This window comes from Citrobacter sp. R4 (genome assembly GCF_026719175.1).
GTDB lineage: Bacteria > Pseudomonadota > Gammaproteobacteria > Enterobacterales > Enterobacteriaceae > Citrobacter_A > Citrobacter_A sedlakii.
In genome coordinates this window covers 1-23,609 of record NZ_JAPPSU010000008.1, presented here as the reverse complement: position 1 = coordinate 23,609, position 23,609 = coordinate 1, and the positions used below count along the sequence as shown (strand labels likewise).

Annotated in this window: 20 protein-coding genes, 1 tRNA gene and 1 pseudogene; 6 read left to right on the top strand and 16 right to left on the bottom strand. The window is 53.6% G+C overall.

The window, feature by feature from the left end; translation table 11 throughout:
* Nucleotides 1-46 precede the first annotated feature (46 nt).
* The gene (gene mdoH, locus OOJ60_RS16565) at nt 47-2,575 is read right to left on the bottom strand and encodes a glucans biosynthesis glucosyltransferase MdoH (RefSeq protein ID WP_042283804.1); all 2,529 of its coding nucleotides are present in this window, start codon (nt 2,573-2,575) and stop codon (nt 47-49) included.
* Entirely contained in the window at nt 2,568-4,103 is a 1,536-nt protein-coding gene (mdoG, locus tag OOJ60_RS16560; protein ID WP_205612125.1) for a glucans biosynthesis protein MdoG, read from the bottom strand. Before mdoG ends, mdoH begins: the two co-directional genes overlap by 8 nt.
* A gap of 278 nt (nt 4,104-4,381) precedes the next feature.
* Between mdoG and mdoC the strand changes: the two genes are divergently transcribed.
* Complete coding sequence (gene mdoC / locus OOJ60_RS16555) at nt 4,382-5,542, top strand: glucans biosynthesis protein MdoC (protein WP_205612126.1); 1,161 nt, start codon at nt 4,382-4,384, stop codon at nt 5,540-5,542.
* A gap of 11 nt (nt 5,543-5,553) precedes the next feature.
* Here mdoC and OOJ60_RS16550 read toward each other — a convergent pair whose 3' ends face one another.
* The 6 genes from OOJ60_RS16550 to csgB form a co-directional block, all read right to left on the bottom strand.
* A complete protein-coding gene (locus OOJ60_RS16550; protein WP_082636899.1) occupies nt 5,554-7,035 on the bottom strand; it encodes a phospholipase D family protein in 1,482 nt (493 codons plus the stop codon).
* Nucleotides 6,977-7,510: an O-acetyl-ADP-ribose deacetylase gene (ymdB, locus tag OOJ60_RS16545; protein WP_205612127.1), complete on the bottom strand. Its 534-nt coding sequence runs from the start codon at nt 7,508-7,510 to the stop codon at nt 6,977-6,979. The genes OOJ60_RS16550 and ymdB overlap by 59 nt, the downstream gene beginning before the upstream one ends.
* Before the next feature lie 89 nt (nt 7,511-7,599).
* Nucleotides 7,600-7,944 carry a type 1 fimbrial protein gene (locus OOJ60_RS16540; RefSeq protein WP_205612128.1) on the bottom strand — a complete coding sequence of 115 codons (345 nt, stop codon included), beginning with the start codon at nt 7,942-7,944 and terminating at the stop codon, nt 7,600-7,602.
* A gap of 131 nt (nt 7,945-8,075) precedes the next feature.
* Nucleotides 8,076-8,408 carry a curli assembly chaperone CsgC gene (gene csgC, locus OOJ60_RS16535; RefSeq protein WP_205612129.1) on the bottom strand — a complete coding sequence of 111 codons (333 nt, stop codon included), beginning with the start codon at nt 8,406-8,408 and terminating at the stop codon, nt 8,076-8,078.
* Nucleotides 8,409-8,466: 58 nt separating this feature from the next.
* Nucleotides 8,467-8,925 carry a curli major subunit CsgA gene (csgA, locus tag OOJ60_RS16530; protein ID WP_042283817.1) on the bottom strand — a complete coding sequence of 153 codons (459 nt, stop codon included), beginning with the start codon at nt 8,923-8,925 and terminating at the stop codon, nt 8,467-8,469.
* A 40-nt stretch (nt 8,926-8,965) separates the two neighbouring features.
* On the bottom strand, nt 8,966-9,421 hold the full coding sequence (gene csgB / locus OOJ60_RS16525; protein ID WP_205612130.1) for a curli minor subunit CsgB: 456 nt from the start codon (nt 9,419-9,421) through the stop codon (nt 8,966-8,968).
* A gap of 762 nt (nt 9,422-10,183) precedes the next feature.
* Here csgB and csgD point away from each other — a divergent pair.
* Genes csgD through csgG form a run of 4 tightly spaced genes read left to right on the top strand, consistent with a single transcriptional unit; the run spans nt 10,184 to nt 12,528 of the window.
* On the top strand, nt 10,184-10,834 hold the full coding sequence (gene csgD / locus OOJ60_RS16520; protein ID WP_042283821.1) for a biofilm master transcriptional regulator CsgD: 651 nt from the start codon (nt 10,184-10,186) through the stop codon (nt 10,832-10,834).
* 3 nt (nt 10,835-10,837) lie between these two features.
* On the top strand, nt 10,838-11,227 hold the full coding sequence (gene csgE, locus OOJ60_RS16515) for a curli production assembly/transport protein CsgE (RefSeq protein WP_199957792.1): 390 nt from the start codon (nt 10,838-10,840) through the stop codon (nt 11,225-11,227).
* Between the two features lie 25 nt (nt 11,228-11,252).
* Nucleotides 11,253-11,669 (top strand): curli production assembly/transport protein CsgF, encoded by a 417-nt coding sequence (gene csgF, locus OOJ60_RS16510; protein ID WP_205612131.1) that lies wholly within the window; start codon nt 11,253-11,255, stop codon nt 11,667-11,669.
* 25 nt (nt 11,670-11,694) lie between these two features.
* Complete coding sequence (csgG, locus tag OOJ60_RS16505) at nt 11,695-12,528, top strand: curli production assembly/transport protein CsgG (protein ID WP_042283829.1); 834 nt, start codon at nt 11,695-11,697, stop codon at nt 12,526-12,528.
* Between the two features lie 46 nt (nt 12,529-12,574).
* On the opposite strand, the gene OOJ60_RS16500 is transcribed toward csgG, so the two are convergent.
* From OOJ60_RS16500 to ghrA, 4 genes are all read right to left on the bottom strand, one after another.
* Nucleotides 12,575-13,057 carry a DUF1097 domain-containing protein gene (locus tag OOJ60_RS16500; RefSeq protein ID WP_205612132.1) on the bottom strand — a complete coding sequence of 161 codons (483 nt, stop codon included), beginning with the start codon at nt 13,055-13,057 and terminating at the stop codon, nt 12,575-12,577.
* A 100-nt stretch (nt 13,058-13,157) separates the two neighbouring features.
* The gene (locus OOJ60_RS16495) at nt 13,158-13,712 is read right to left on the bottom strand and encodes a TorD/DmsD family molecular chaperone (protein WP_205612133.1); all 555 of its coding nucleotides are present in this window, start codon (nt 13,710-13,712) and stop codon (nt 13,158-13,160) included.
* Between the two features lie 23 nt (nt 13,713-13,735).
* Nucleotides 13,736-14,473, bottom strand: coding sequence for a phosphatase (locus OOJ60_RS16490; RefSeq protein ID WP_181823029.1), 738 nt, complete (start codon nt 14,471-14,473; stop codon nt 13,736-13,738).
* 86 nt (nt 14,474-14,559) lie between these two features.
* Nucleotides 14,560-15,498: a glyoxylate/hydroxypyruvate reductase GhrA gene (gene ghrA / locus OOJ60_RS16485; protein ID WP_205612134.1), complete on the bottom strand. Its 939-nt coding sequence runs from the start codon at nt 15,496-15,498 to the stop codon at nt 14,560-14,562.
* 233 nt (nt 15,499-15,731) lie between these two features.
* Between ghrA and OOJ60_RS16480 the strand changes: the two genes are divergently transcribed.
* Nucleotides 15,732-15,819, top strand: a tRNA-Ser gene (locus tag OOJ60_RS16480).
* A 630-nt stretch (nt 15,820-16,449) separates the two neighbouring features.
* On the opposite strand, the pseudogene OOJ60_RS16475 reads toward OOJ60_RS16480, so the two are convergent.
* The 4 genes and pseudogenes from OOJ60_RS16475 to OOJ60_RS16460 all read right to left on the bottom strand — a co-directional run.
* A pseudogene (locus OOJ60_RS16475) lies at nt 16,450-16,790 on the bottom strand (DUF6531 domain-containing protein); the annotation flags it as partial.
* A 231-nt stretch (nt 16,791-17,021) separates the two neighbouring features.
* Nucleotides 17,022-18,032 (bottom strand): tetratricopeptide repeat protein, encoded by a 1,011-nt coding sequence (locus tag OOJ60_RS16470; protein ID WP_205612135.1) that lies wholly within the window; start codon nt 18,030-18,032, stop codon nt 17,022-17,024.
* Nucleotides 18,016-22,443, bottom strand: coding sequence for an RHS repeat-associated core domain-containing protein (locus tag OOJ60_RS16465; RefSeq protein WP_205612136.1), 4,428 nt, complete (start codon nt 22,441-22,443; stop codon nt 18,016-18,018). The genes OOJ60_RS16470 and OOJ60_RS16465 overlap by 17 nt, the downstream gene beginning before the upstream one ends.
* Before the next feature lie 171 nt (nt 22,444-22,614).
* Nucleotides 22,615-23,609, bottom strand: a 995-nt coding sequence (locus OOJ60_RS16460) for a type VI secretion system Vgr family protein (protein ID WP_205612137.1), incomplete at its 5' end; no start/stop codon positions are given.

Below are 23,609 nucleotides of genomic sequence, written 5' to 3'. Positions count from 1 at the left end.
CACTGCATGATGCCGGATACGCGAAGCAGCATCCGGCAACAGCGCATTACGGTTTACGTAGCGCCTGCGGGTTAAGCGTAATCCCCTGATAATAATTTACCCAGGAGGAATATCGCTCAGGTGAATTCCACACCCGATAATGCAGGCGCGCCATTGTCACGGGATCGCTCAACAGCACCAGACGGCGGTCGCGGTTGAGTTTTTCCGGCGTTTCGTTCAGCGCCTGCTCAACGTGGCGGTCACGGGCGATCTCCAGCACCTGGCTGGCGCGGTGACGCGCGGTCGCCATAGCGGTGGCGAGGGCGTTAAACGACGGGTTAAACACCGCATGCATAAAGCCATCATCCAGCGAACGGTTACGGTTCATCACCAGGTACTTATCGGTATCGACCAGCACCTGCGGCGGTGAATACTCCTCGGGGATCAGGAACAGCTTCCAGCGTTTGGTGCGCAGACCCACCGTCGAACGGCTGGATATCACCGACACGAACGGCGACAGGATCAGCGAGAACACAATCGGCGCCAGCCAGAACAGGAAGCGCAGATCCAACCACGCCATGCCCACCGCCCAGACCAGACCGAGCAGCAGTTGCGAACCGTGGCGCATAAACGCCTCGCCCCACGGGGTAGAGTCATCATCACGCTGCGGCGAGTTCCAGACCACTTCCCATCCCAGGAAGGCGCTGACCACAAACACGGTATGGAACAGCATACGCACCGGCGCCAGCAGCACCGAAAACAGCACCTCAAGCAGCAGCGACAGCGTGACCCGAATAAACCCACCGTATTCTTTGGTGCCTTTGCACCAGATAAGCAGAATACTCAGCAGCTTCGGTAAGAACAGCAGCACCATCGTGGAGGCAAACAGCGCAATCGCCAGTTCCGGACGCCACTGCGGCCACACCGGGAACAGCTGACGCGGTTGCAGGAAGTATTGCGGTTCCGTCAACGCGTGCACCACCTGAAGGGCCGTTGACAGCGCCAGGAACATAAACCACAGCGGCGCCGACAGATACGACATCACCCCGGTCAGGAACACGGCGCGATGCACCGGGTGCATCCCTTTTACCAGGAACAGACGGAAGTTCATCAGGTTGCCGTGACACCAGCGGCGGTCACGTTTCAGTTCGTCAAGCAGGTTCGGCGGCAGCTCTTCATACGAACCGGGTAAATCGTAGGCGATCCACACGCCCCAGCCTGCACGACGCATCAGCGCCGCTTCCACGAAGTCGTGAGACAGAATGGAGCCCGCAAACGACCCTTCGCCCGGCAGCGGCGCCAGCGCGCAATGCTCGATAAACGGCTTCACGCGAATAATGGCATTGTGGCCCCAGTAGTGCGATTCCCCCAGTTGCCAGAAGTGCAGACCGGCGGTAAACAGCGGTCCGTAGACGCGCGTCGCAAACTGCTGGCAGCGGGCGTACAGGGTATCCATTCCGGAGGCTTTCGGCGATGACTGGATGATCCCGGCGTTCGGGTTCGCTTCCATCAGACGCACCAGCCCGCTGAGACACTCCCCGGTCATGACCGAGTCAGCATCCAGCACCACCATGTAGCTGTACTGGCTTCCCCAGCGACGGCAGAAGTCGTCAATGTTACCGCTTTTACGCTTCACACGACGACGACGGCGACGATAGAAGATCTGCCCTTCGCCCTGCACTTCGGCAATCAGCTCCATCCACGCCTTTTGCTCTGCCACGCAGATATCGGGGTTGTAGCTGTCGCTCAGAATGTAAACGTCGAAATGCGCCGCGTTGCCGGTCGCCTTTACCGACTCCCACGTCGCCCGCAGACCGGCAAAGACGCGGTCCACGTCTTCGTTACAGATCGGCATAATCAGCGCGGTACGGTGTTCAGGGTTCAGCGGCTCATCGCCAACTGTGGACGCGGAAATACTGTACTTATCGCGGCCAATTAACAGTTGCAGGAACCCCATCAGCGCGGTCCAGAAACCCGCGGATACCCAACAGAACAGCACCGCAAACAGGATCAGGATCCCGGTTTGCAGCACATACGGCAGCAGCTGCATAAAGGAAACCCACAGGTCCTGCCCGACCATATCCATCGGATTGATCAGCGCCCAGCCCTGATAAGGAAGAATGGTCTTCATATACCAGGTGGCGACGACGGTCTGCGCCAGGGTCAGCAGTAGCAAAATGTAGCGACGAATCGTACCGACGGTACGCCATTTCTGCTCGCTTTCCTGCTCCTCTTTGGTCAGACGAGAAAGGTAGCGCGGCGTGACGTCACGGCCACGCAGACGATCCCAGAAGCGTCCAACCGGGTTAGTGCGCCACGGGTCGGGAAACATAGACGAACGTTTGGCTTTCGGCATGGCCTGGAGCTGATCGCGTCCTTCATCGTCTTTGATCAGTTGCCCTTCCGGCAGCGAATTCGGCCAGGCCTGCTCCAGGCGCGCTTTCACAGACCCCTGCGGTGAATCGTCTTCTCGCGAGTAACGGCGATGCTCGGCATCCAGCGCTTCATGCACTGCGCGGATGTCAGTGTTCGGCAGCGCCGCTTTCTCGATGTCCGAGAGCGGCATTGCATCAATGTACTCAGTTGTCTTATTCATTGGCAGGTAACTGGTAGCTCCAGGTTTCACTCAGCGTCTGGTCGGCGTTGACCAACGCCGCACGCATTTCCGTGGTTTTCTTCGCGTCTTTCACTTTTACGCGCAGCGTCAGACGCCACCCCTTGGTGACCGGGTTATAACGCACGGTAGTTTCTACGATCTCGCCGTTGTCGCCGATGCTGGTTTGCGCGGTAACCGGGGTATCCTGCGGCAGCTTTTTCATGTCGGTGCCGGCAAAATCCACGATAAACGCGATGGTGCCGTCAGGCTGGCGAATGAGATTCGACTGTTTGACGTCGCCGGTAGAACGGCGCGTCTGCTGCACCCACGCGTTATCCGGCGCATGAAGTTTGTCTTCATCGCGGCTGAACGTCAGGGTGTATTTGAAGTTCATCTCTTTGCCCGCTTCAGGCAGTTGATCCGGAGTCCAGTACGCCACGATGTTATCGTTGGTTTCATCGTTGGTCGGAATTTCAACCAGCTCAATTTTCCCTTTGCCCCATTCGCCTTTCGGCGTAATCCAGGCGCTCGGACGCAGATCGTAGCGGTCGTCGAGATCTTCAAAACGGGAGAACTGGCGACCGCGCTGCAGCAGGCCAAAGCCCTGCGGGTTCTCCATCGCGAAGCTGCTCACCGCCAGATGTTTAGGGTTGTTCAGCGGACGCCAGATCCATTCGCCGTTGCCCGCGTGGATCGACAATCCGTTAGAATCATGCAGCTCCGGGCGGTAGTTGGTGGTCGGCGACGGCTGGTTCGGCCCAAACAGGAACATACTGGTTAACGGCGCAACGCCCAGTTTGCCGACTTTGTCGCGCAGATATACTTTTGACTGGACGTCGACCACGGTGTCGCGCCCAGGAATGATGACAAAACGATAGGCGCCGGTCGCACGCGGGGAGTCCAGCAGCGCGTAAATGGTCAGGCGTTTGTCCGTCGGTTTTGGACGTTCGATCCAGAACTCACGGAAACGGGGAAATTCTTCGCCTGAAGGCAGCGCGGTATCAATCGCCAGCCCACGGGCAGACAGGCCATAAACCTGTCCGGCGCCCAGTACGCGGAAATAGCTCGCGCCAAGCATGCTGACGATTTCATCGTTTTTGTCTTTGCTGTTGATCGGGTACAGCACTTTAAAACCGGCGAATCCGAGATCCTTTACCGTGTCTTTGTCATGCTGTACGTTGCCAAAATTGAAGTAATCCGGGCTGTATTTGATTCTTTTAACCGTCGTCGCGGTCACTTCGTTGATTTTGACAGGGGTGTCGAAGTACATACCCTGGTGGTAGAACTCGAGCTTGAATGGGGTCTTGATATTGCTCCAGTAGGCTTTATCGCGATTAAACTGGATCTGCTGATAGTCCGCGTATTTCATATCGCGGAAAACGGAGGGCAAGTTGCTTTTTGGCGCCTCATAGCCTTTACCGGCTAAGGATTGCGCTTGTTTTGCGACGTCATCGATGGTGAAAGCCCAACCAGACGTGGTGGACAACGCGAACATGACGGCTGCACCCAACCAACGCATTTTCATCATTTGTGGTTTATGTTTCATAATAAGTAAGCACTTCCCCCTTTGTGTGCTTATATCGATCCGATCTATTTTAATGGATAATCAGGCATTAGGACAACTGAATCCCTGTATTGTTCAGCACGCTGGCTCATGCTTTAAGCATCCGTCTGAGCCTTTTTCACTTTGCGTGCTTATCCTGGAGACAGGCTGCTGTCCTTCGTGTAGGGTTGCCCCCGAATGTAACTATTATTCGTCTTAGGGATAAGGCGATTAGTCTGAGAATCTGAGAATACGAAACCTCTATGAATTCCGTACCCGCGCAGCGTGAATATTTTCTTGACTCCATCCGCGCCTGGCTGATGTTGTTGGGTATCCCTTTCCATATCTCGTTAATCTATTCCAGCCACACCTGGCACGTGAACAGCGCCGACTCGTCATGGTGGCTCACCGTGTTTAACGATTTTATCCATGCATTCCGTATGCAGGTTTTTTTCGTTATTTCAGGGTATTTTTCATACATGTTATTTTTGCGTTACCCGCTTAAACGCTGGTGGAAAGTGCGCGTTGAGCGGGTCGGCATTCCCATGCTGACCGCTATTCCGTTGCTGACGCTGCCGCAATTTATTATGTTGCAATATGTGAAAGGGAAAGCGGAAAACTGGCACTCGCTCTCTTTGTATGACAAATATAATACGCTGGCCTGGGAGTTAATTTCCCACCTGTGGTTTTTACTGGTTCTGATAATATTAACAACCGTAAGCCTGTGGCTATTTAGTCTGCTGCGCAATAAATGGACAGCGGCGAATAAAAGTCGCCTCACCACCCTTTCGATGTCAAAACTGACGCTGATCTTTTTATTCACCGGGGTCGGTTATGCGGCAATCAGACGAACGATTTTTAGTGTTTATCCGTCGATTCTCAGTGATGGCATGTTCAATTTCGTCGTCATGCAAACGCTATTTTATGTGCCTTTCTTTCTCCTCGGCGCGCTGACGTTTATTTCGCCGGAACTCAAAGCGCTGTTCACCAGGCCGTCTCGGGGCTGCACGCTGGGCGCAGCCTTCGCCTTCGCGGCCTATCTGTTGAACCAGCGCTACGGCAGCGGCGACGCCTGGATGTACGAAACGGAGTACGTGATCACCATGGTGATGGGACTGTGGATGGTTAACGTGGTGTTTTCATTAGGGCATCGCTTACTCAATTTTCAATCCGCCCGTGTGACTTACTTTGTTAATGCTTCGTTGTTTATCTATCTGGTGCATCATCCGTTGACCCTGTTCTTTGGCGCGTATATTACCCCGCATATCACCTCCAATCTGCTCGGGTTCCTTTGCGGTCTGGTATTTGTGATAGGTATTGCGCTGGCGCTCTACGAAATTCATTTACGCATACCGCTGCTGAAGTTCCTTTTTTCGGGTAAGCCTGCGGTAAAACAGAGTAAAAACGCCAGCGTGGCGAATTAAAACCCGCCCGGTTACAGCAGCCATTCGACAGGCAAAATGGTCGCCAGTCGCACCAGAACCCGCTTCCAGAACCCGGTTGCGGGTTCTTTTTTTAGCACGACTTCCCGGTCGTTCTGGTGGTCGACCCAGTTAATGCGCCCCCAGCGATCGAGGCGCAACTGCCAGGCGGCGTTGCGCTGGCTTTCAGTAAAGCGCTTATGAATCAGGGTCGCCAGCGACTCGCTTTCGATAACAAATCCCATCTCGGTATTCAGCAGCGTCGAGCGCGGGTCAAAATTGAGAGAGCCGATGAACACGTTGCGCCCGTCAATACTGAAGGTTTTAGCGTGCAGGCTGGAGCCGGAATTACCGGTCAACCCCCGATCGTGCACCACCGTTTCGTGCTCCCGGGTAGGCTTGAGTTCGTACAATTCGACGCCATAGCGCAACAGTTTTTTCCGCCAGCGGGCGTAACCGGCATGGACCACGGCAACATCATTGGCCGCCAGCGAGTTCGTCAGAATCGCTATCCTGACGCCTTTTCTCACCAGTTGCAGCAGTTGAGCGACACCCGCCCGGGTCGGCACAAAATAGGCGGATATAATGTCAATCCGCTCCTCGGGCGATCCCATCACGTCGAATAATCGCTGCGGCAACAGCGAGTGACGCTGCGCTTTTCCCTCTCCTTTTGCCGGATCATCGCTAAGCAGCCGGGTTTTCGCCCAAATCAGGGGGAGAGAGGCGTGTTCAAGCTGCGACATAAACTGGCTGGTTTCCAGCTTATGCAGATAACGGCGCGTGATCTCATCGTTATACCAGGATTCCGGAAGCTCTATCCGTTCAGTGATCTCTTGCTCGGAAAGCGAAAGCACAGACTTGAGCGTCGAAACCGATCCGCAGCGCCAGTAGCGCTCGAAATCATCGGCAACATCCTGCACCACCGGGCCAATAGCCATTACGTCGAGATCGGAAAACAGCGGTTCCTGCCCGGCGCCAAAATAGGCATCGCCAACGTTACGCCCGCCGACCAGCGTCACAACGCCATCCACGGTGAAGCTTTTATTATGCATCCGGCGGTTAAGTCTGGCGAAATCGGTCAGATAGCCCAGCGCCCGCAGCATGCGAAAGGAGAAAGGATTAAACAGGCGGACTTCAATATTCGGATGGCCGTCAAGCAGTTGCAGCGTATCGTCAAGGCCAGGCGTGTTGTTATCGTCCAGCAGCAGGCGGACGTGAACCCCGCGTCTCGCCGCCGCCAGCAGGACTGCGAACAGGAGTCGCCCTGACATATCATTTTCCCAGATGTAATACTGGATATCGAGCGTGCGCTCCGCCATTTCGGCCAGCCGATAACGGGCCGCAAACGCATCAAGGCTGTCGTCCAGCGCCAGGATGCCGCACTTCCCCGGATGACGCTCACATACAGGGATAATGGCATGCGCGAGCCGGGTCAACTCATTCGTCGCCTTGTTGGGTGAGTAAACGCTGGTAAAGTCGGGTAGTTTCTTCGTCATAACAGACAAAGTATATCTGCTCCGGTGAAGCGCGACGGGTGATGAAGTCTGAAACTGTGTTCACCGCAATTTCTGCCGCCGCCGCCCGCGGATAGCCATAGACGCCAGTGCTGATGGCCGGAAAGGCAATCGACTGATACCCATTCGCCAGCGCCAGATTCAGACTGTTGAAGTAAGCGTCATGCAGCAGTTGCGCTTCATTATGCTCACCGCCGCGCCAGACCGGGCCGACCGTATGTATCACCGCCTTCGCCGATAGACGTCCTGCAGCGGTAATGACCGCGTGTCCGGTTGGACAATCGCCCTGCTGTTGCCGGACCTTCATGCAGGCCTCCAGCAGTTCCGGACCGGCTGCACGGTGAATGGCTCCATCAACCCCGCCGCCGCCCATCAGCGACGCGTTAGCGGCGTTAACGATCACATCAACAGCGACGGTGGTGATATCGCCGTGAATAACATGAATACGCGATTCCATAGGTTCTCCTTGCAGAACGTTCTTTTTCAAGTGTACAGCAGGCTACCCAGTGAAATCGCCTTTTTCGTGCAGAGATTCCGTTGTCATTGTTAACGGTAATTGATGTTCATCACCGCGAGCGTTTTGTTTTTATCAATGTACTGCATGCTGACAGACGCGATCTGTTTAAAATGGTGAGGGGCGTTGATCAATTCCTGTGGTGAATAGTACTGAGTGTGGATTTGCCCTCCTCGATTGCAGGACAGCGCAAAGCGGTGTTGAACGCGATCCACCTCGCATGGCGGCTCGACAATCTGACCGGTAAAACGTATGACGCCCCCCTGGTGGTCTGCATCAGCTATCGCGACGGCGGAAAAGAGAGAAAAGAGACTAAGAGTTAAAACGGTTTTTAGTACAGTGACAGAAAGCTGCATCGTAATTTCCTCAATGATCATTCATCCTTGAGGGTTATGTTTTCCCTTACTGCTGCGATTGCCGGGTACGGGAGTAACGCCATCTGCGTTACTCTATTCATAGTCCAGCAAACTCACCTCCGCCACTCAAAAATGTACAAATAATCAGCAATTTATGACGATGTCGCAGAGGGCGGCCATTGTTGTGATAAATGCAGTGACTGTCCGTCAGAAACAGTAACAACTATTTTAACGGTGTCCTGTGGTGAAATAGTTAAGCTCAGTTTCGTCAAATCAATGGCTTGATTAGCTGGTAAAGAAAGCGTCTTTTTTTGCGTTGACTGGCTTCGCCCGGCGAGGCCTTCCCGAAGGGTCAAAATTTGTATCTGGCAGAGACAGGGTTGCATCAATGTGACCTGCGGAATAATGGTGTACACCTCGCCTTGCTGATGGGTGGAAAAGGTGATCTGGCTGGACAAGGCGGCCAGAAGAAGAACCGTTTGCATAGAGACCTCGCAAAAAAACAGGGCTTACGCCCTGTTTATTGTTCAGCGACTGGCTGAATCAGTATTGGTTGGCCGTCGCGTTGTTGCCAAAGCCAGCCTGTGACACCAGCACGCTGGAATCAGACGCCGTCTGGTTCACCAGCGCAGCGTTCTGCCCACCATACTGGCTGACAGTAATATCCGAGTTTTTGGCGTTCCACTGATCGATGGTCGCGTTGTTACGGAATCCACTCTGGGTCAGATCGATGGTGCTGTTGTCAGCCCCCTGGCCGACGTCGGCGCCGTTAGCAACGCCATTTTGATGAATGGTGGTATCCGATTTACGCGCATCGCTTTGCAGAGCAAGCGCAGCGTTATTCACCCCGGACTGATAGATGCTCAGGGTCGATTCCGGGCCAGAGCTGTTACCGTTGCCGCCGCCGTGATTACCGCCGCCACCCCATTGTGGAACGGAACCCGCCAGCGCACTGCCAGAAACGACGATTGCTGCAAATGCTGCCACTTGTACAAGTTTCATGGTAAACCCCCATCGGATTGATTTAATTGTCGCTCAGGTATTAGCGTTGAGTCACGCGAATAGCCATATGCGACTGTCTCTGCACAACAACTGCTGATTTCTGCGTACCGTATTGCGTAATATTCGCTTTATTACCCGAGCCTTTCTGGATAATCATCGCGCTATTGCCGTATTGATTTTGCGAAATACTGGCATCATTGCCCTGTCCCGTCTGATCGATATAAGCAATGTTATACACTCCGGACTGTTCCACCTTTGCGCGGTTATTTCCGCCTTCTTGCGAAATAACCGATAAAAGTTTAGATCCCTGCTGGCGTATCTTTGCATTGTTCTCCGTACCGACCTGACCAATTATGGCAGCCTGATTAAATGAAGATTTGCTTAATTCATTCACCGCAAAGTTATATTCCGAACCAGCTAAGTCATAACTGGTCGCGGTGGCAATCCCAGGCGCGCCCAGCATTGTTAATATCGCAAATAAGACTGTCTTCTTCATGTTATCACCCTGGACCTGGCGTTATATCAATTCAATAATACCCGCAGGGATTATTGTTAACGCCAGACCTAATTTGTTAACGCCGCGTTACGATGAAGAGTATGTCCGGGGAAACATTTTAAATAACTCACCCACCAGTTGTATTTTGTTATCCTCGCTCACACCAAAGTATGAATTCGCATTGCGTCAGGTGTTTTGCTCCGTAGATTATTTTTTGCTTCATTTCGGCACCCTGAATGGTGCCGGCATTCATCGCTCTGGTGATCCCATTACTGGCGTTGTAAACCGTTAGGCACAGAAAAAGCTGAACAAGTCGTTACAGGCCCGCCGTTTTTCTGTGGTTTACGTTGATCGGCAAGCGCGATCGTCAAATTGGAATTGACGCAGAAAGAAACAATCCGTCATATCCGAGTTCATATCATTAAAAAACAACGGATTAAGCTAATTTGTATGATTTTTTAAATGTGTGCAATTATTTTCCCCTGTACAACTTTCCTCTCAATTCTGAACGTATAATTCAGCAGTAGATCATAAATTAATATATAATTTTACATCTTGTTACACGTTTAACACTTGCTTTAAGATTTGTAATAGCTAGATTGAAATCCAGCAGTCATTCATTGGTATTACTATTTTGTCCCATTCGGGCTGATTCTACTCTTTTTCTACACACAGCAGTGCAACATCTGTCAGTACTTCTGGTGCCTTCAATTTTTATCAGGCAGCTGTCAGATGTGCGACTAATAAAAGTGGGGTTTCATCATGTTTAATGAAGTCCATAGTATTCATAGTCCTACATTATTGTTAATAACCAAACCGTCCCTGCAGGCAACAGCTTTATTGCAACATTTAAAGCAGTCGCTGGCGATAAACGGGAAACTGCATAATATACAGCGTTCTCTGGAAGATATTTCGTCTAACGGTATTGTGTTAGTGGATATGATGGAAGCGGATAAGAAGCTTATTCACTATTGGCAGGATAATTTAAGCAGGAAAAACAACGCGATAAAAACGCTCTTATTAAACACGCCTGACGAATATCCTTTCCGGGATATCGAAAGCTGGCCGCATATTAACGGTGTGTTTTACGTCTCCGACGATCAAGAACGCGTGGTGCATGGTCTGCAGTGTATTCTGCGGGGCGAATGCTATTTTTCGCAGAAACTGGCCAGTTACCTCATTACCCATTCCGGTCATTACCGCTATAACGGTACCGAGTCAACGCTGCTAACGCATCGTGAAAAAGAGATCCTCAACAAGCTACGAATTGGCGCTTCTAATATCGAAATCGCCCGCTCATTGTTCATCAGTGAAAACACGGTGAAAACGCATCTTTATAATCTTTTCAAAAAGATAGCTGTTAAAAACCGGACTCAGGCGGTGTCGTGGGCAAACGATAACCTCAGGCGCTAGCCCATGAAACGCGCAATAACCTGGCTGATTATCGCACACCTTTTGCTTGCTAACGCGAACCTACAGGCTGTTGAAGTGGAAGTGCCCGGCCTGATCACGGACCATACCGTTTCGTCTGTCGGACACGATTTTTATCGCGCATTCAGCGAAAAATGGGAAAGCGAGTATACAGGCAATTTAACCATTAACGAGCGTCCCAGCGCGCGCTGGGGAAGCTGGATCACCATAACGGTTAATCAGGATGTTATTTTTCAGACTTTTTTGTTTCCAACGAAAAGAGATTTTGAAAAAACGGTGGTCTTTGCCCTTGCGCAAACGGAAGAAGCGTTAAACCGTCGGCAAATAGATAAAACGCTATTGAGCACCAGCGATTTAACACACGATGAATTCTAAATAACTTTCTTGTCCGGAGGCTGTCATGTCTGTCAAACATGCAGTAGTTGCACTCATGCTTTTTTCACCCTTAAGTTGGGCCGGAAATATGACATTTCAATTCCGCAATCCCAATTTTGGTGGAAACCCTAATAACGGTTCTTTTTTACTGAACAGCGCACAGGCGCAGAATTCATACAAAGACCCAAGTTATGATGATGATTTCGGAATAGAAACGCCGTCCGCGCTGGATAATTTCACGCAGGCAATTCAGTCGCAAATTTTAGGTGGCTTACTTACCAATATCAATACCGGTAAGCCCGGAAGAATGGTGACCAACGATTTTATTGTGGATATCGCCAACCGGGATGGGCAATTGCAGCTAAACGTCACGGACCGAAAAACAGGCAAAACCTCGACCATCGAAGTGTCAGGTTTACAGTCGCAATCCACCGACTTCTAGGCATTAGCCGCGTAAGGAATTCATCATGCAGCGCTTAATAATTTTGATCGCCGTGACATTGCTCAGCGGGTGTTTAACCGCGCCGCCCAAAGAAGCGGCGAAGCCGACATTAATGCCCCGTGCGCAGAGCTATAAGGACTTAACGCATTTACCTGCGCCTACCGGCAAAATTTACGTCTCGGTCTATAACATTCAGGATGAAACCGGTCAGTTTAAACCCTACCCGGCCAGTAACTTTTCCACCGCGGTCCCCCAGAGCGCCACTGCAATGCTGGTAACGGCCTTAAAAGATTCCCGCTGGTTTATCCCGCTTGAGCGCCAGGGGCTGCAGAATCTGCTTAACGAACGCAAGATCATTCGCGCCGCACAGGAAAACGGTACCGTCGCGATCAATAACCGGATCCCGCTTCAGTCGTTAACCGCCGCGAATATTATGGTTGAAGGTTCGATTATCGGCTATGAGAGTAACGTGAAGTCGGGCGGCGCGGGGGCGCGCTATTTTGGTATTGGCGCCGATACGCAGTATCAGTTGGATCAGATTGCCGTGAATCTGCGGGTGGTTAACGTCAGCACCGGCGAGATCCTCTCCTCTGTTAATACCAGCAAGACGATTTTGTCTTATGAAGTCCAGGCGGGCGTATTCCGCTTCATTGACTATCAGCGGTTGCTGGAGGGCGAAATCGGCTATACCTCCAATGAACCGGTGATGCTGTGTCTTATGTCAGCTATAGAGACCGGCGTCATTTTCCTGATAAACGATGGCATCGACCGTGGGCTTTGGGATTTGCAGAACAAAGCGGAGAGGCAGAATGATATTCTGGTGAAATATCGACATATGTCGGTACCGCCAGAGTCATGATGAACATTTCATTGTTGGATGACAGCGCAGCGCCATCAGGCGCTGCTCATTTACTGATGACCGTTTGCACATTCTGCCTTTCGCGGCGCGAAGCCAGCCACAATCCACTGTTTTTCATCGCGAAGCCAAACAGCAGCCCCGCCGCCAGCGAGGGCAATACCAGCCGCCAGTCGCCCTGTCCGGCAAACGTGGCGCAAGCGCCAATAAAGGTTCCCGGCACAAACGACAACAGCACCTGCCTCGCCTGGATGCACATCAGAAACGCCACGACGCCAGTCATGACGTAGCCAACGATCTCAAGATGCGGCGTCAGTGCGCTGCCGTGAATGATGACCAACGCCCACACCACCCCGCTTAACAGCGTTGAGGCCGAGATAACGAGGCCTTTCAGTCCGCCCTGCGGGCAGGCAAAATAGGCTGTACAGCCCAAAAAACCGGCCCAGCTCAGTAAACCAAGAGAAACGGCCACCCATCCCCAAATCCCGGAGAGGATGCCCGTCGTAATTGCAATACAGAGAAGTATGTTCATGCCGCGCATCATAGCAGAAAACGACATGATGAATGAGATCGCGCACACAAATCATGCAACAAGATTCGTACGTTACAAAACCAAAGTGATTTAGATCACATTACTCGCCAGACTCTTCCTCTAATTCATCCCACATCGCACCGATAGCGTCACGGGTAAGGGGCGCCATTGTCCGCCAAAACGGGGTAACCGCATGGGCTTCCACTTTCCCCAGAAAAGTGCCGCACCACGGCAGGATGTAATCAGCGAACAAGGTTTCCAGCGCTTCGCTTTCATCTTCCGCTGATTGATCTTCCAGCCATGAGGCCGCCAGCAGCAGAGTTCCAATATGATCGGCGGGCGTATCGGCAAGCGGCATCCCGCGCGCAGACAAAAATGCGCGCACTTCCGCTTCCGTTGCCCCTTCCACCCATGCGCTACGGTATGGCGGCACCGAACACTCCGAGCCGACAAACAGCGCGTTATAATCCGCCGCCAGCTGCGACATGTCGCAACTCTTCTGCAAACGGCTTAACAGTTCGTCCTGCTCAAGCGGCCAGTTAGCCGACAGCTTGCCCTCGCGAATAAGGGTAAAAAGCGGAACCAGCAACGGATCCTGGGGTTGGCGGTAATACAACGATCCCAGCACGCGGCACAGGATAGAAAACTCGTTCATCAAAATCGTCCAGTCAGTGGTAATTAAAGGTCTGCAAACTCTGGAATGGGCGCCATTCCGCGGGTCTCAAGGAAATTCAGCAACCGTCTCGGCGTCACGTTTAAAATGCGTTCTTCAGGGAAGCCCACATCATCCAGGATCTTACGGCACTCACCGAAGTCGCCCATGGTAAAAGCGGTATGGGAATCGGACCCCAGCGCAACCCAACCTCCGGCATCGCGTACCGCAGCAGCCACGGCGCGACAGTTGGCTTCGCTGCCCTTCCGGGAGTGCAGGAAGGAGGAGTTGTTAATTTCCAGCGCCACCTGATACTTTGCCGCGGCTTCGGCGATGGCGGTGATATCGACCGGATATTTTGGGTTACCCGGGTGACTAATGATATGCACCACACCGCTGGCCATGGTGTTGATCATTGCCTGGGTATGCGTGGCTTCATCATGTGGCGCAAACACCGGCTCATGAAACCCGGCGATGATCAGATCCAGTGAAGTGAGCATGGGGCCGGTGCAGTCAATTTCACCGTCGACATTCTTGATATTCGCTTCAATGCCTCGCAGGATCCCTACCCCATCCACCAGCCGCGGCCAGATACGCATGTTGATAAAATGCCAGTGGTGCGGCGCATCCGCCATATCCGGGCCATGATCGGTGATCGCAAACAGCTTCAGCCCCTGGCGTTTCGCCTGCGCGATATAATCACTGAGGGTACTGTAGGCATGGGTGCTGGCAACGGTATGCATATGCAGGTCAACGGGATACATGTCTCTCTCCTGTAGTCATTTTTCGACAAGGATAGCAGGAATCGCCCACGTTTATTAGCGTTAACCCGGCGCAAGCCGGGCTGGCGTTAATAACCTCGCGTGCGATCGACCTGTCCGCTGACCGTTTCGCCATTTTCGAGTTGCTGAATAGTGCGCGAGATATACGCGACGGCTTCCGCCGGACGTGTCACTGCAGCCACATGCGGCGTCATTGCCACCCGGGGATGCGCCCATAGCGGGCTGTCGGCAGGGAGCGGTTCACGACTGAACACATCGAGCATGGCGCCTTTCAATTTTTCGCGGTTCAGCGCGTCTAACAAATCGTCTTCATTGACATGCACGCCCCGCGCGAGGTTAAGTACATAAGCGCCGTCCTGCAATTGATCCAGCAGTTCGCCATTAATAATGCCGACCGTTTCTGCGGTATTGGGCAACAGGTTGATTAACACACGCGTCTGGCTGAGAAACGCGCCAAGCTCTTCTGTTCCGGCAAAGCTCTCCACGCCTGGCCAGGATTTGCGGCTGCGGCTCCAGCAGCGTAGCGGAAATCCCCAGACCTGCAGGCTTTCGGCGACTTTCGCCCCCAGCACGCCCGCCCCCATGATGCCGACGGTAAATTCCTCACGGCTGTATTCCGGTAGCGGTTGCCACTGGCGCTGATTTTTAAGCGCCTGGTAATCGTCAAAACGTCGGAACCAGTGCAGCACCTGACTGACCGCATATTCCTGCATTTGCAGGCCCATTCCGGTATCTTCCAGGCGAAATAGCGGGATTGCCGTGTCAAGCATGTTGGGATGGGCTTTGAGTTTGCTGAGTATCGAGTCCACTCCCGCACCGAGTGCAAATACCGCCTTCAGTCTGCGACCTTCAAGCATTTCGACAGGCGGATGCCAGACCAGGGCGTAGTCCGCCGGATCGTTATCGCCCGGTTTCCACGCCCTCACTTTTGCGTTTGGGATAGCGTTTTCCAGTGCGGTGATCCACCAGGGGGTATCAAACGTAGGGTGATAAAAAATGATATCCATACTGACTCCTGCGGGTTGTTGTGCGGCATCGGGCGCACTTATTATCATCGTTTTCAAAAGGATGTTCAGCATAGCAAATTCCCGGACGCTGGCAAAAAAAGCAGTTTCCGCTCAATTAAGCTGCATGTTGGTGGAAGTTTGTGTAAACGCACGGTTTTTGCGAAAAGTTGATTGACGCAGGCGCGGTATTTCCCTAAATTAGCGCCCGTTCCGGTAACGCGGAGCGACAATTTGGTGAGGTGTCCGAGTGGCTGAAGGAGCACGCCTGGAAAGTGTGTATACGGCAACGTATCGGGGGTTCGAATCCCCCCCTCACCGCCATATTTGAGAAAGAGCCCGTACGAAAGTATGGGCTTTTTTTTTCGCATATTGCACATTCCGGGGGGATGAGAACCCCCGACCGGGGTCGACAACGGGCGCAGCCCGTTGGACAGACCGGACGCGCAGCGAACGGGCTGCCCGCAGGGCGAGCGAAGCGAGTCAATCCCCCCTCACCGCCATATTTGAGAAAGAGCCCGTACGAAAGTATGGGCTTTTTTTTTCGCATATTGCACATTCCGGGGGGATGAGAACCCCCGACCGGGGTCGACAACGGGCGCAGCCCGTTGGACAGACCGGACGCGCAGCGAACGGGCTGCCCGCAGGGCGAGCGAAGCGAGTCAATCCCCCCTCACCGCCATATTTGAGAAAGAGCCCATACGAAAGTATGGGCTTTTTTTTCGCATATTGCACATTCCGGGGGGATGAGAACCCCCGACCGGGGTCGACAACGGGCGCAGGGCATACAATCATGAGAGAACGCACTCATCATTAAATGACATGACTCCGGCGGAATTTTTCCGAAGTATCCAAAAAGATGAAGATCTCTGATTTAGCATTGTACTGATTTTGGACCAGGGTCAATCTGGCCGGGATCTCAAAAAATGCATGGAACTAAAACGGGTCTATTTACAGTTCACGCCCACAAATCTGTAAGCGCATGTCAGCAGCCATCTTCCAGCCGGGGCCGAAGATACCCGACGGTGCGGGCGTTTTTGTCAGGTAGCTGCTGTAAGCGCGGGTGAGGACAAAGGGCAGGGGACCGGGCAGCGCAAAATCCGTCTCACCCGGCAGCACCTTCGCCCCCAGCAGCGGGTTCACCGGATGACCGTCCACCTCTTCTATCGGGCTGTTAGGACATACCGAACACACCACGCCCGTCGGTGCGCCTATCAGAAATCCCGCCGATCCCTACACTATTTCCCGCCCTTCATGGTCATGTCATCCTGACGCGCCGCTGGTTTTCCACCCATTTTTATATCTCTTTTTTTGTTTTTTTATCGATCAGTTATTCAACCTGTCGCCGTTAATAATTTTGTCACGGTTAAATTTCACATTATATTTTGCTAATTACTTTATATTTAACCATCATCATTTAAAGTAAGTAGCAAAGTAAAAACTCATTTATATTTTACAGCTCATCTCATTACAAATTCAGTAACAATTAGTTAGAAACAACGCTACAGTACAAACCAATTTAATTGCTATTGCATCTGTTTAGTTTTGTATTTTGCAATATACTCTCTTGATAAAATACTAGCCTCAACAAATTCGCTTGATGTAAATTTATTTGCAATTTCATCTTTTAGAGCACCACTTTCTTTAAGCCCATTATGATATGAAACAGAATACCAGGCATACGCTTGCTTATTATCACGGGGAAGTTCCTTCTCTCCCTTCGCGTAAATATAAGCAAGGTTAAATTGTGCGACAGCATATCCTTGAATAGATGATTGCTTCAATAATTCAACTGCTTTTAACTTATTCACAGGGAGCCCACCTAATCCTGCATAATAGAGAAATGCCAAATCCGCTTGTGCTTTTGGGAAATTTTGTCCTGCTGACTTACCATACCAAAAAGCAGCATCATCGTAATCTTTATTTTTATAAAAAATCTTCCCTAAATAATATTGAGCAACTTTTTCGCCCTTTGCTGCCGCTACGCGATACCATTTTTCAGCCTGTGCTTTATTATTGGTTTCATCATATAACAAAGCTAAATCAGTTTGAGCAGAAGTGACTCCGGAATTCGCGGCTTTTGTGAACCAAAAAAATGCTTTTTTATAATCCTGAGCCACACCGTTTCCTTTACTATATAACACACCTAAATTACCCTGAGCTTCCGCCATGCCTTTTAGCGATGCTTTTTGATACAATTCAAAAGCTTTTTCATAGTTTTGCTCTACACCCACCCCTCTGGCATATAACATGCCAAGATTATATTCAGCTTCAGGCACCCCCTGGTTAGCAGCCAGTCTGTACCAATATGCTGCATCTTTATAACTCAGAGAAATCCCTGTCCCCGTCCTGTAACGCTCAGCAAGCTTAAATTGTGCAACAGCCTCTCCGTTATCAGCCCGTTTTTTTATGCAGGAAATATTATTCTGGTCTGTTGTTTTTTTTTGCATCCCATATGTATCATTAGAATAAAACACCCACAAAAAAAATACCGATAAGACACATAGAAATATTTTCCCGTTATTTTTCATCATCATCTTCTAACCATTTAACAAACCCACTGGAAAAAATATCACCAACATAATCTCCGTATGAATTATCGGGAGTATAAGGAAGTTTCCCCGCAGCCCCCCCAACGATCTCCTCTGCCCCCGTACTGGCAGCGGCATTCACACCAGCCTGTATATCCGTTCCCTTGCTTAAAAATGATGCTCCCATTTTCATCGCGGTTTTCTCCAAAAAGCCTTTTCCTGCACCAAAAATCCCCCCAAAACTACATAGCGCCAACTCGGATATATCCGGGGTCTTACCATCATCCATATAGTCTGTCGTAGCAACCGCTGCACATGAACTCAAGCCTCCAATTGCCATCTCTCCCAATGAAAGAGAGCCATCCGCTAATGCAGCTAAACTGGATGCGGGTCCGGTAAGTATTGTTCCAGCAATAACAGGTGTACCTATACCTAATAATTCTACATACTGAGCCCCTGGGTTCCAACCTCCTACCCCACGGGTATGGGCATCCACCGCAGTCACCACCTCTTCAGATGATGCACCATGATCTTCCAGATATCTTGCCAGTCCATCAGCAGCCGCTTCATCACCGTTAAATTCAGAAAATATATCGCCTTCGTCTTCCAACCCTAATGGATCGATCCGCTGTACTGGATTTAACGGATACTTATACAGGTTCCATCCCCCCCGCAACCCAATCGGGTCCTGCGTGATATACCGCCCCTGCCCCGGATTGTAGTACCGGTGTCGGTTATAATGCAGCCCGGATTCCTCATCATACTGCTGACCCGGCAGTCTCAGTAACTGCTCAAGCAGTTGCGGATTCTCCTCCTTCTGCCGGTTTCCCCATACATCATATTCCGCACGCCACGCCGTCTTCCCTTCCCCATCCACCAGTGCCACCGGCAGACCACGGTGATCACAGTGGTAAAGATGTATCTTCCTTTCCGGCTCATGCCGTGGCTCCATCTGCCCCGCCATCTGCTCCGCCGTCAGCCCGCACTGCGACAGCCACGCCCGGCTCTCACCGCTCACTCTCCCCGCCCGCAGCTCTGCCTCCAGGCTGTCCAGCCGCCTCACCAACGCTGCCGGGAACACCACGCTCGCCCCGTCCTCACGCCCTTCCGCCTGGAGCTTCTCCGCCAGGCTCCTCCGGCTCCGGACCGTTGTCAGTGCCGCTGTCGCCGTCTCCACCCTGATGAGCGGCATGAACCCGCCTCCCTCATACACCGTCTGGATGCGGCTCCGTTCCGTCTCTGACGTCACCAGTCTGTCCCCGCTCCACCCGTACCACGTCACTTCCGGGTTTTCCGGCAGCGCCGTGTAGTCGTGGTAACGTCCGGTCGCATAGCGTTCGCGCTGCCACACCTTTTTGCTCACCCGCCGCCCGGTCACATCATACACGTACCGGCTCTCCGTGATGCTCCGCCCGCTGTAGCCCTCCGTGCACCGGTAGCTCACCAGACGGTGCTGACGATCATAACTGTAATGGTGCGTCCGCTCATCTCCGCTGAGCACCATCCCCGCCGGAACGCGCTCGCCCTTCTCCACCAAGTTGCCGTACCGATCGTAACGGTACACGTACCGCCCGTCCTCCGTCACCCGGTTGTCCGCAAAAACACCCAGCAGTCCGTTCGCCTCCCGGCGTTCCGCCCCCGCTTCCACCCGGTTTCCCGCCCCGTCGGTCTCATACGGGATGTCCACCCTTATCTCCCGGGTCGTCAGACCCGCTACCGACAGCCTTCCCGCACCGTCATAACCGTAACGCCAGCTTTCACCCGCACCGTCGATCCCCGTCAGGAACCCCGATTCGTCATGCCGGTATTCCCGGTTCAGCGCCATCTCCGGCAAGTGCCGGTACGCCACCTCCCCACCCGCCGTGTAGCCCGTATCCATCCGCCACGCACCGAACAATCGCTCCGTCTCACGGTGCAGCCTGTCACGCGTGTACTCCACCAGAGGCTGGTTTCCCAGCTTCAGCCCCGCCAGGTGCCCGCTCCCGTACGTCAGCCACTCCGCCACTGGCAGGCCGTCATACTCCTCCCGTACCGCCTGCCCCTGGTCATTATAACCGTGCCGCACGCTGTGCGCCCACAGCAGTTCTTCCGTCTCCGGGTTATGGATCATCTGCCGCTCGCCGGTGAGACGGCCTTTATTATCGTAACCGTAATGCACCGTCACACGCAGCCCTTCACTGATGTGGCTCAGCGCCGTCAGCCACCCGCGTTCGTCATACTGCCACCGTTCCGCTTCCTGACCGTTGACGGTGCGCTGCATTAACCGATCTGATGCGTCGTAACGCCAGTGCGTGACAAGGTCTTCGTCCTCACTGCGCTCCAACCGCCCGCTCCGATCATAATCATACCGCTGCGTCCTGCCGTCGAAGCCCCGCTGCTCCGTCACTCGGTTCAGCGCATCATAGACAAAGCGCATCTCCGCGCCGTTCTCGTTCTCCAGCCGCACCACTCGCCCCGCCGCATCATATCCGGCACGCCGCGTCCGTCCCCCTTCCGTGAGACTGATGAGCCGCCCACGCACGTCATATTCCGCAACGCGCCGCTGACCGTTCGGACGGGTTACCGCCGTCAGGTCGCCTGCATCGTTATAGTCGTACTTCGTCTCCCGACCCAGTCTGTCCTTCACTAACGACAGCCTGCCCCGGCGGTCGTAACGCCGGTAAACACTTAGGCCTTCCTCATAATGCACCGCCGTCTGCTGCCCATAGCGGTTATACTCATACCGCGTCTCATAACCCGAGCAGTCCGTTCGCGACACCACCTCACCGTTACGCCCCCGCCTTATCCGGCGGCTACCTGTGCTGTCCTTTATCACCGACGGCTGGGTGTCATGGGCGCCGCCATACGCATACTCTGTTGCTTTCCCTTCACGCGACACCGTTTTCACCAAACGGCCCTGCCGGTCATATTCCCGCGTGCTGCTCCGTCCGTCCGGATAGACGGTGGTTATCAGTTGCTGCTGGTCGTTATAACCGTACTTCGTCTTCCTCCCGTCCGGCCCCGTCACCGCCGTCAGCTTCCCTGTCGCCACGTCCGGACTGTATATCGTCTTCCTCCCCGCCGCGTCCGTCCTCCATTCCAGTCGCCCTGAACCGTCATACCCGCTGCGGATAACGCTCCCGTCCGCCTGCTCCTTCATCACCACCCGTTTCAGGCCACCCTCGCCCTCCGTGTGCAGCACCTCACGCCGCCCCAGGCTGTCCGTTACCATTATTTTGTTTTTCTCATACGCGAACGCATAACCCAGCCCTTCCGGGTTGACCTGCTCCGTCACCCGCCCCGCTTCATCGTACCGGTAGCGGCTAGCCGGTCTTCCCGCGTAACGGTGTGCAATCATCCTCCCCGGATGTCCGGCGTCATATTCAAAGCGCCTCACCTCCGCGCCGCTGCGGTCATACATCGCCTCCAGCTCACCGCGCGCCGTGTAACCGTAAAGCACCAGCGGCTGCGACGGCAGGTCATCCGGATATGCCGGGTCTTCCACCAGCCACACTGCCGACAGCCTGACGCCGCTGTCCTCCCCATATGCCGTTGCAGGCAGCGTCTCCGGCCAAGAGGAAGGTGAGTGGAGAGAAGATAAGGAAGATGAAAGTGGCTGAGAAAATGCAGGAGATAATGGAGAAGAAGACGCTGACGCCGCCTGCGCCGCGCGCTGTGCCTGCGTGGTCAGCACCAGCCGGTAGCATCGTCCGGTGCCGTCCGTCACCCCCGTCACCGCACCGCCGTACGTTCCGTCACGGTGGTACACCAGACGGCGGCCGTAACCGTCCACCACCCCCGTCAGCACTCTGTACGGTGGCAGCGGCGCAGGCAGCACCTCATCCGCACCTGGCACCCGCTCAGGCCATCCCAGCACCCACCACGGTCCCTGCGGGCTGTTCGTTGTCAGATAGATATGCGGACACAGCCGCACCGCCTCCGGCAGCGTGCCCCACACGGCCGACAGTGGATGGCTGTTGTGCTGCGACTCCGCCCCGCCCCGCGCCATCCAGAATGACTCGCTGCGGCTGTACTGTATCTCCCCCGGTGCCATAGGCTCAAAATGCACGCTCCGGCCACCATTGTCGTTCAGTATCAGCCCGTCGCTGCGTATCTGTAACCGCAGGTCTGACGGCAGCTTCCAGCCCGGTCCGCACAGCCCCACCGGCGCTGGCGTCCGGGTCCGGTAACTGCTGTAGGCGCGGGAAAGCACGAACGGCAGCGGGCCGGGCAGCGCGATATCGGTCTCTCCCGGTAGCACCTTCGCACCCAGCAGCGGGTTCACCGGGTTACCGTACTTTGGGCTGGCCTCCCCTGTCGGGCACACCGAGCACGCCACACCCGTCGGAGCACCTATCAGTACCCCCGCCGAACCCTGGACTATCGGACCGCCTACCATGGTCATGTCGCCCTGACGTGCTGCCTGTTTTCCGCCCATCTTTATTCCTTCCTTTAATATGTATTCAACTGTACCCGCCATCTCACTGGCGGATCAGTTTTCAGGGGATATTCCCTCAGATATTCCACACAAAATTAATCACACAGTATCGGGAGAGCACGAAAACCAGCATCGGTGGTTTTTGCTGTCACCCGGAATTCGTCATGTTATTCAGTACATGATCAGATCCGATGGATCGGGGCTATCCTGTTGTTCAGATGCTTCAGGCGGATTTTTACTTACTCCACAGTTCCAACTGATCAGCTTTGAATCCCCGTTTATGCTGTCCACGCCCTGCAACTCAAGATGTTTACCATTCAGAAAAATTCCTCCATCACTCGTCAGTACCAGACGGGCCTCACCACACACCAGCTCCAGATGCTCGCCAGCGGAATACACAGCGGTTTTACCAGTGCTTTCGGTTTTGCTGTTCCCCACGTTAACGCTGACGTTACGCCCGACATTAACGTTGTATTTCATTCCCACATTAAGTGATTTGAATATCCCAACCTCAGAAGACTGCATCAACGCCACCGAAGTATTCATGATGCCGCCTACGGTGGTCTGATATGCCAGTCCCACATTCAGGGCACGGACAATCCCCACCGTTTCCACCTGATTTGCCCCCACCTTGATCACCTGGTTACTGCCCACGGTCTCCACCTGGTTGACGCCAACGTTCTGGATCTGGTTATTGGTAACGGTGATCGCCTGGTTGTTGCCGATGGTCTCTGCATGGTTATTCATCACATCGGTGGTACGGTTGTTCAGCACCTCGGTATTCATATTCTTCTGCGCATGGATATAGACCTGCTCTTTCCCTGTCGCATCATCGAATTTCAGTTCATTAAATCCGCTGCCCTTGTACGTCTTCGACCGTATCGTCATCTGCGTCTTCGTCCCCGGCAGCCCGCCCGGCGGCGGGTTATCCGCATGGTACGTCCGCCCCATGATTATCGGCTGGTCCGGGTCCCCGTTCAGGAAGTCCACTATCACCTCCTGCCCCACCCGCGGTATCGCCAGGTTGCCGAACCCCGGTCCCGCCCACGCCTGCGCCACCCGTATCCAGCACGAGCTGTCCTGGTTCGCCGGGTTATACCGGTCCCAGTTAAACTTCACCCGCACCCGGCCATGTTCGTCGCAGAAGATTTCCTCCCCCTCCGGAC

Coding starts and splice junctions, on each gene's coding strand:
- mdoH (WP_042283804.1), bottom strand. CDS start 2,575: ATGAATAAGACAACTGAGTACATTGATGCAATGCCGCTCTCGGACATC.
- mdoG (WP_205612125.1), bottom strand. CDS start 4,103: ATGATGAAAATGCGTTGGTTGGGTGCAGCCGTCATGTTCGCGTTGTCC.
- mdoC (WP_205612126.1), top strand. CDS start 4,382: ATGAATTCCGTACCCGCGCAGCGTGAATATTTTCTTGACTCCATCCGC.
- OOJ60_RS16550 (WP_082636899.1), bottom strand. CDS start 7,035: ATGACGAAGAAACTACCCGACTTTACCAGCGTTTACTCACCCAACAAG.
- ymdB (WP_205612127.1), bottom strand. CDS start 7,510: ATGGAATCGCGTATTCATGTTATTCACGGCGATATCACCACCGTCGCT.
- OOJ60_RS16540 (WP_205612128.1), bottom strand. CDS start 7,944: ATGATCATTGAGGAAATTACGATGCAGCTTTCTGTCACTGTACTAAAA.
- csgC (WP_205612129.1), bottom strand. CDS start 8,408: ATGCAAACGGTTCTTCTTCTGGCCGCCTTGTCCAGCCAGATCACCTTT.
- csgA (WP_042283817.1), bottom strand. CDS start 8,925: ATGAAACTTGTACAAGTGGCAGCATTTGCAGCAATCGTCGTTTCTGGC.
- csgB (WP_205612130.1), bottom strand. CDS start 9,421: ATGAAGAAGACAGTCTTATTTGCGATATTAACAATGCTGGGCGCGCCT.
- csgD (WP_042283821.1), top strand. CDS start 10,184: ATGTTTAATGAAGTCCATAGTATTCATAGTCCTACATTATTGTTAATA.
- csgE (WP_199957792.1), top strand. CDS start 10,838: ATGAAACGCGCAATAACCTGGCTGATTATCGCACACCTTTTGCTTGCT.
- csgF (WP_205612131.1), top strand. CDS start 11,253: ATGTCTGTCAAACATGCAGTAGTTGCACTCATGCTTTTTTCACCCTTA.
- csgG (WP_042283829.1), top strand. CDS start 11,695: ATGCAGCGCTTAATAATTTTGATCGCCGTGACATTGCTCAGCGGGTGT.
- OOJ60_RS16500 (WP_205612132.1), bottom strand. CDS start 13,057: ATGAACATACTTCTCTGTATTGCAATTACGACGGGCATCCTCTCCGGG.
- OOJ60_RS16495 (WP_205612133.1), bottom strand. CDS start 13,712: ATGAACGAGTTTTCTATCCTGTGCCGCGTGCTGGGATCGTTGTATTAC.
- OOJ60_RS16490 (WP_181823029.1), bottom strand. CDS start 14,473: ATGTATCCCGTTGACCTGCATATGCATACCGTTGCCAGCACCCATGCC.
- ghrA (WP_205612134.1), bottom strand. CDS start 15,498: ATGGATATCATTTTTTATCACCCTACGTTTGATACCCCCTGGTGGATC.
- OOJ60_RS16470 (WP_205612135.1), bottom strand. CDS start 18,032: ATGATGATGAAAAATAACGGGAAAATATTTCTATGTGTCTTATCGGTA.
- OOJ60_RS16465 (WP_205612136.1), bottom strand. CDS start 22,443: ATGGGCGGAAAACAGGCAGCACGTCAGGGCGACATGACCATGGTAGGC.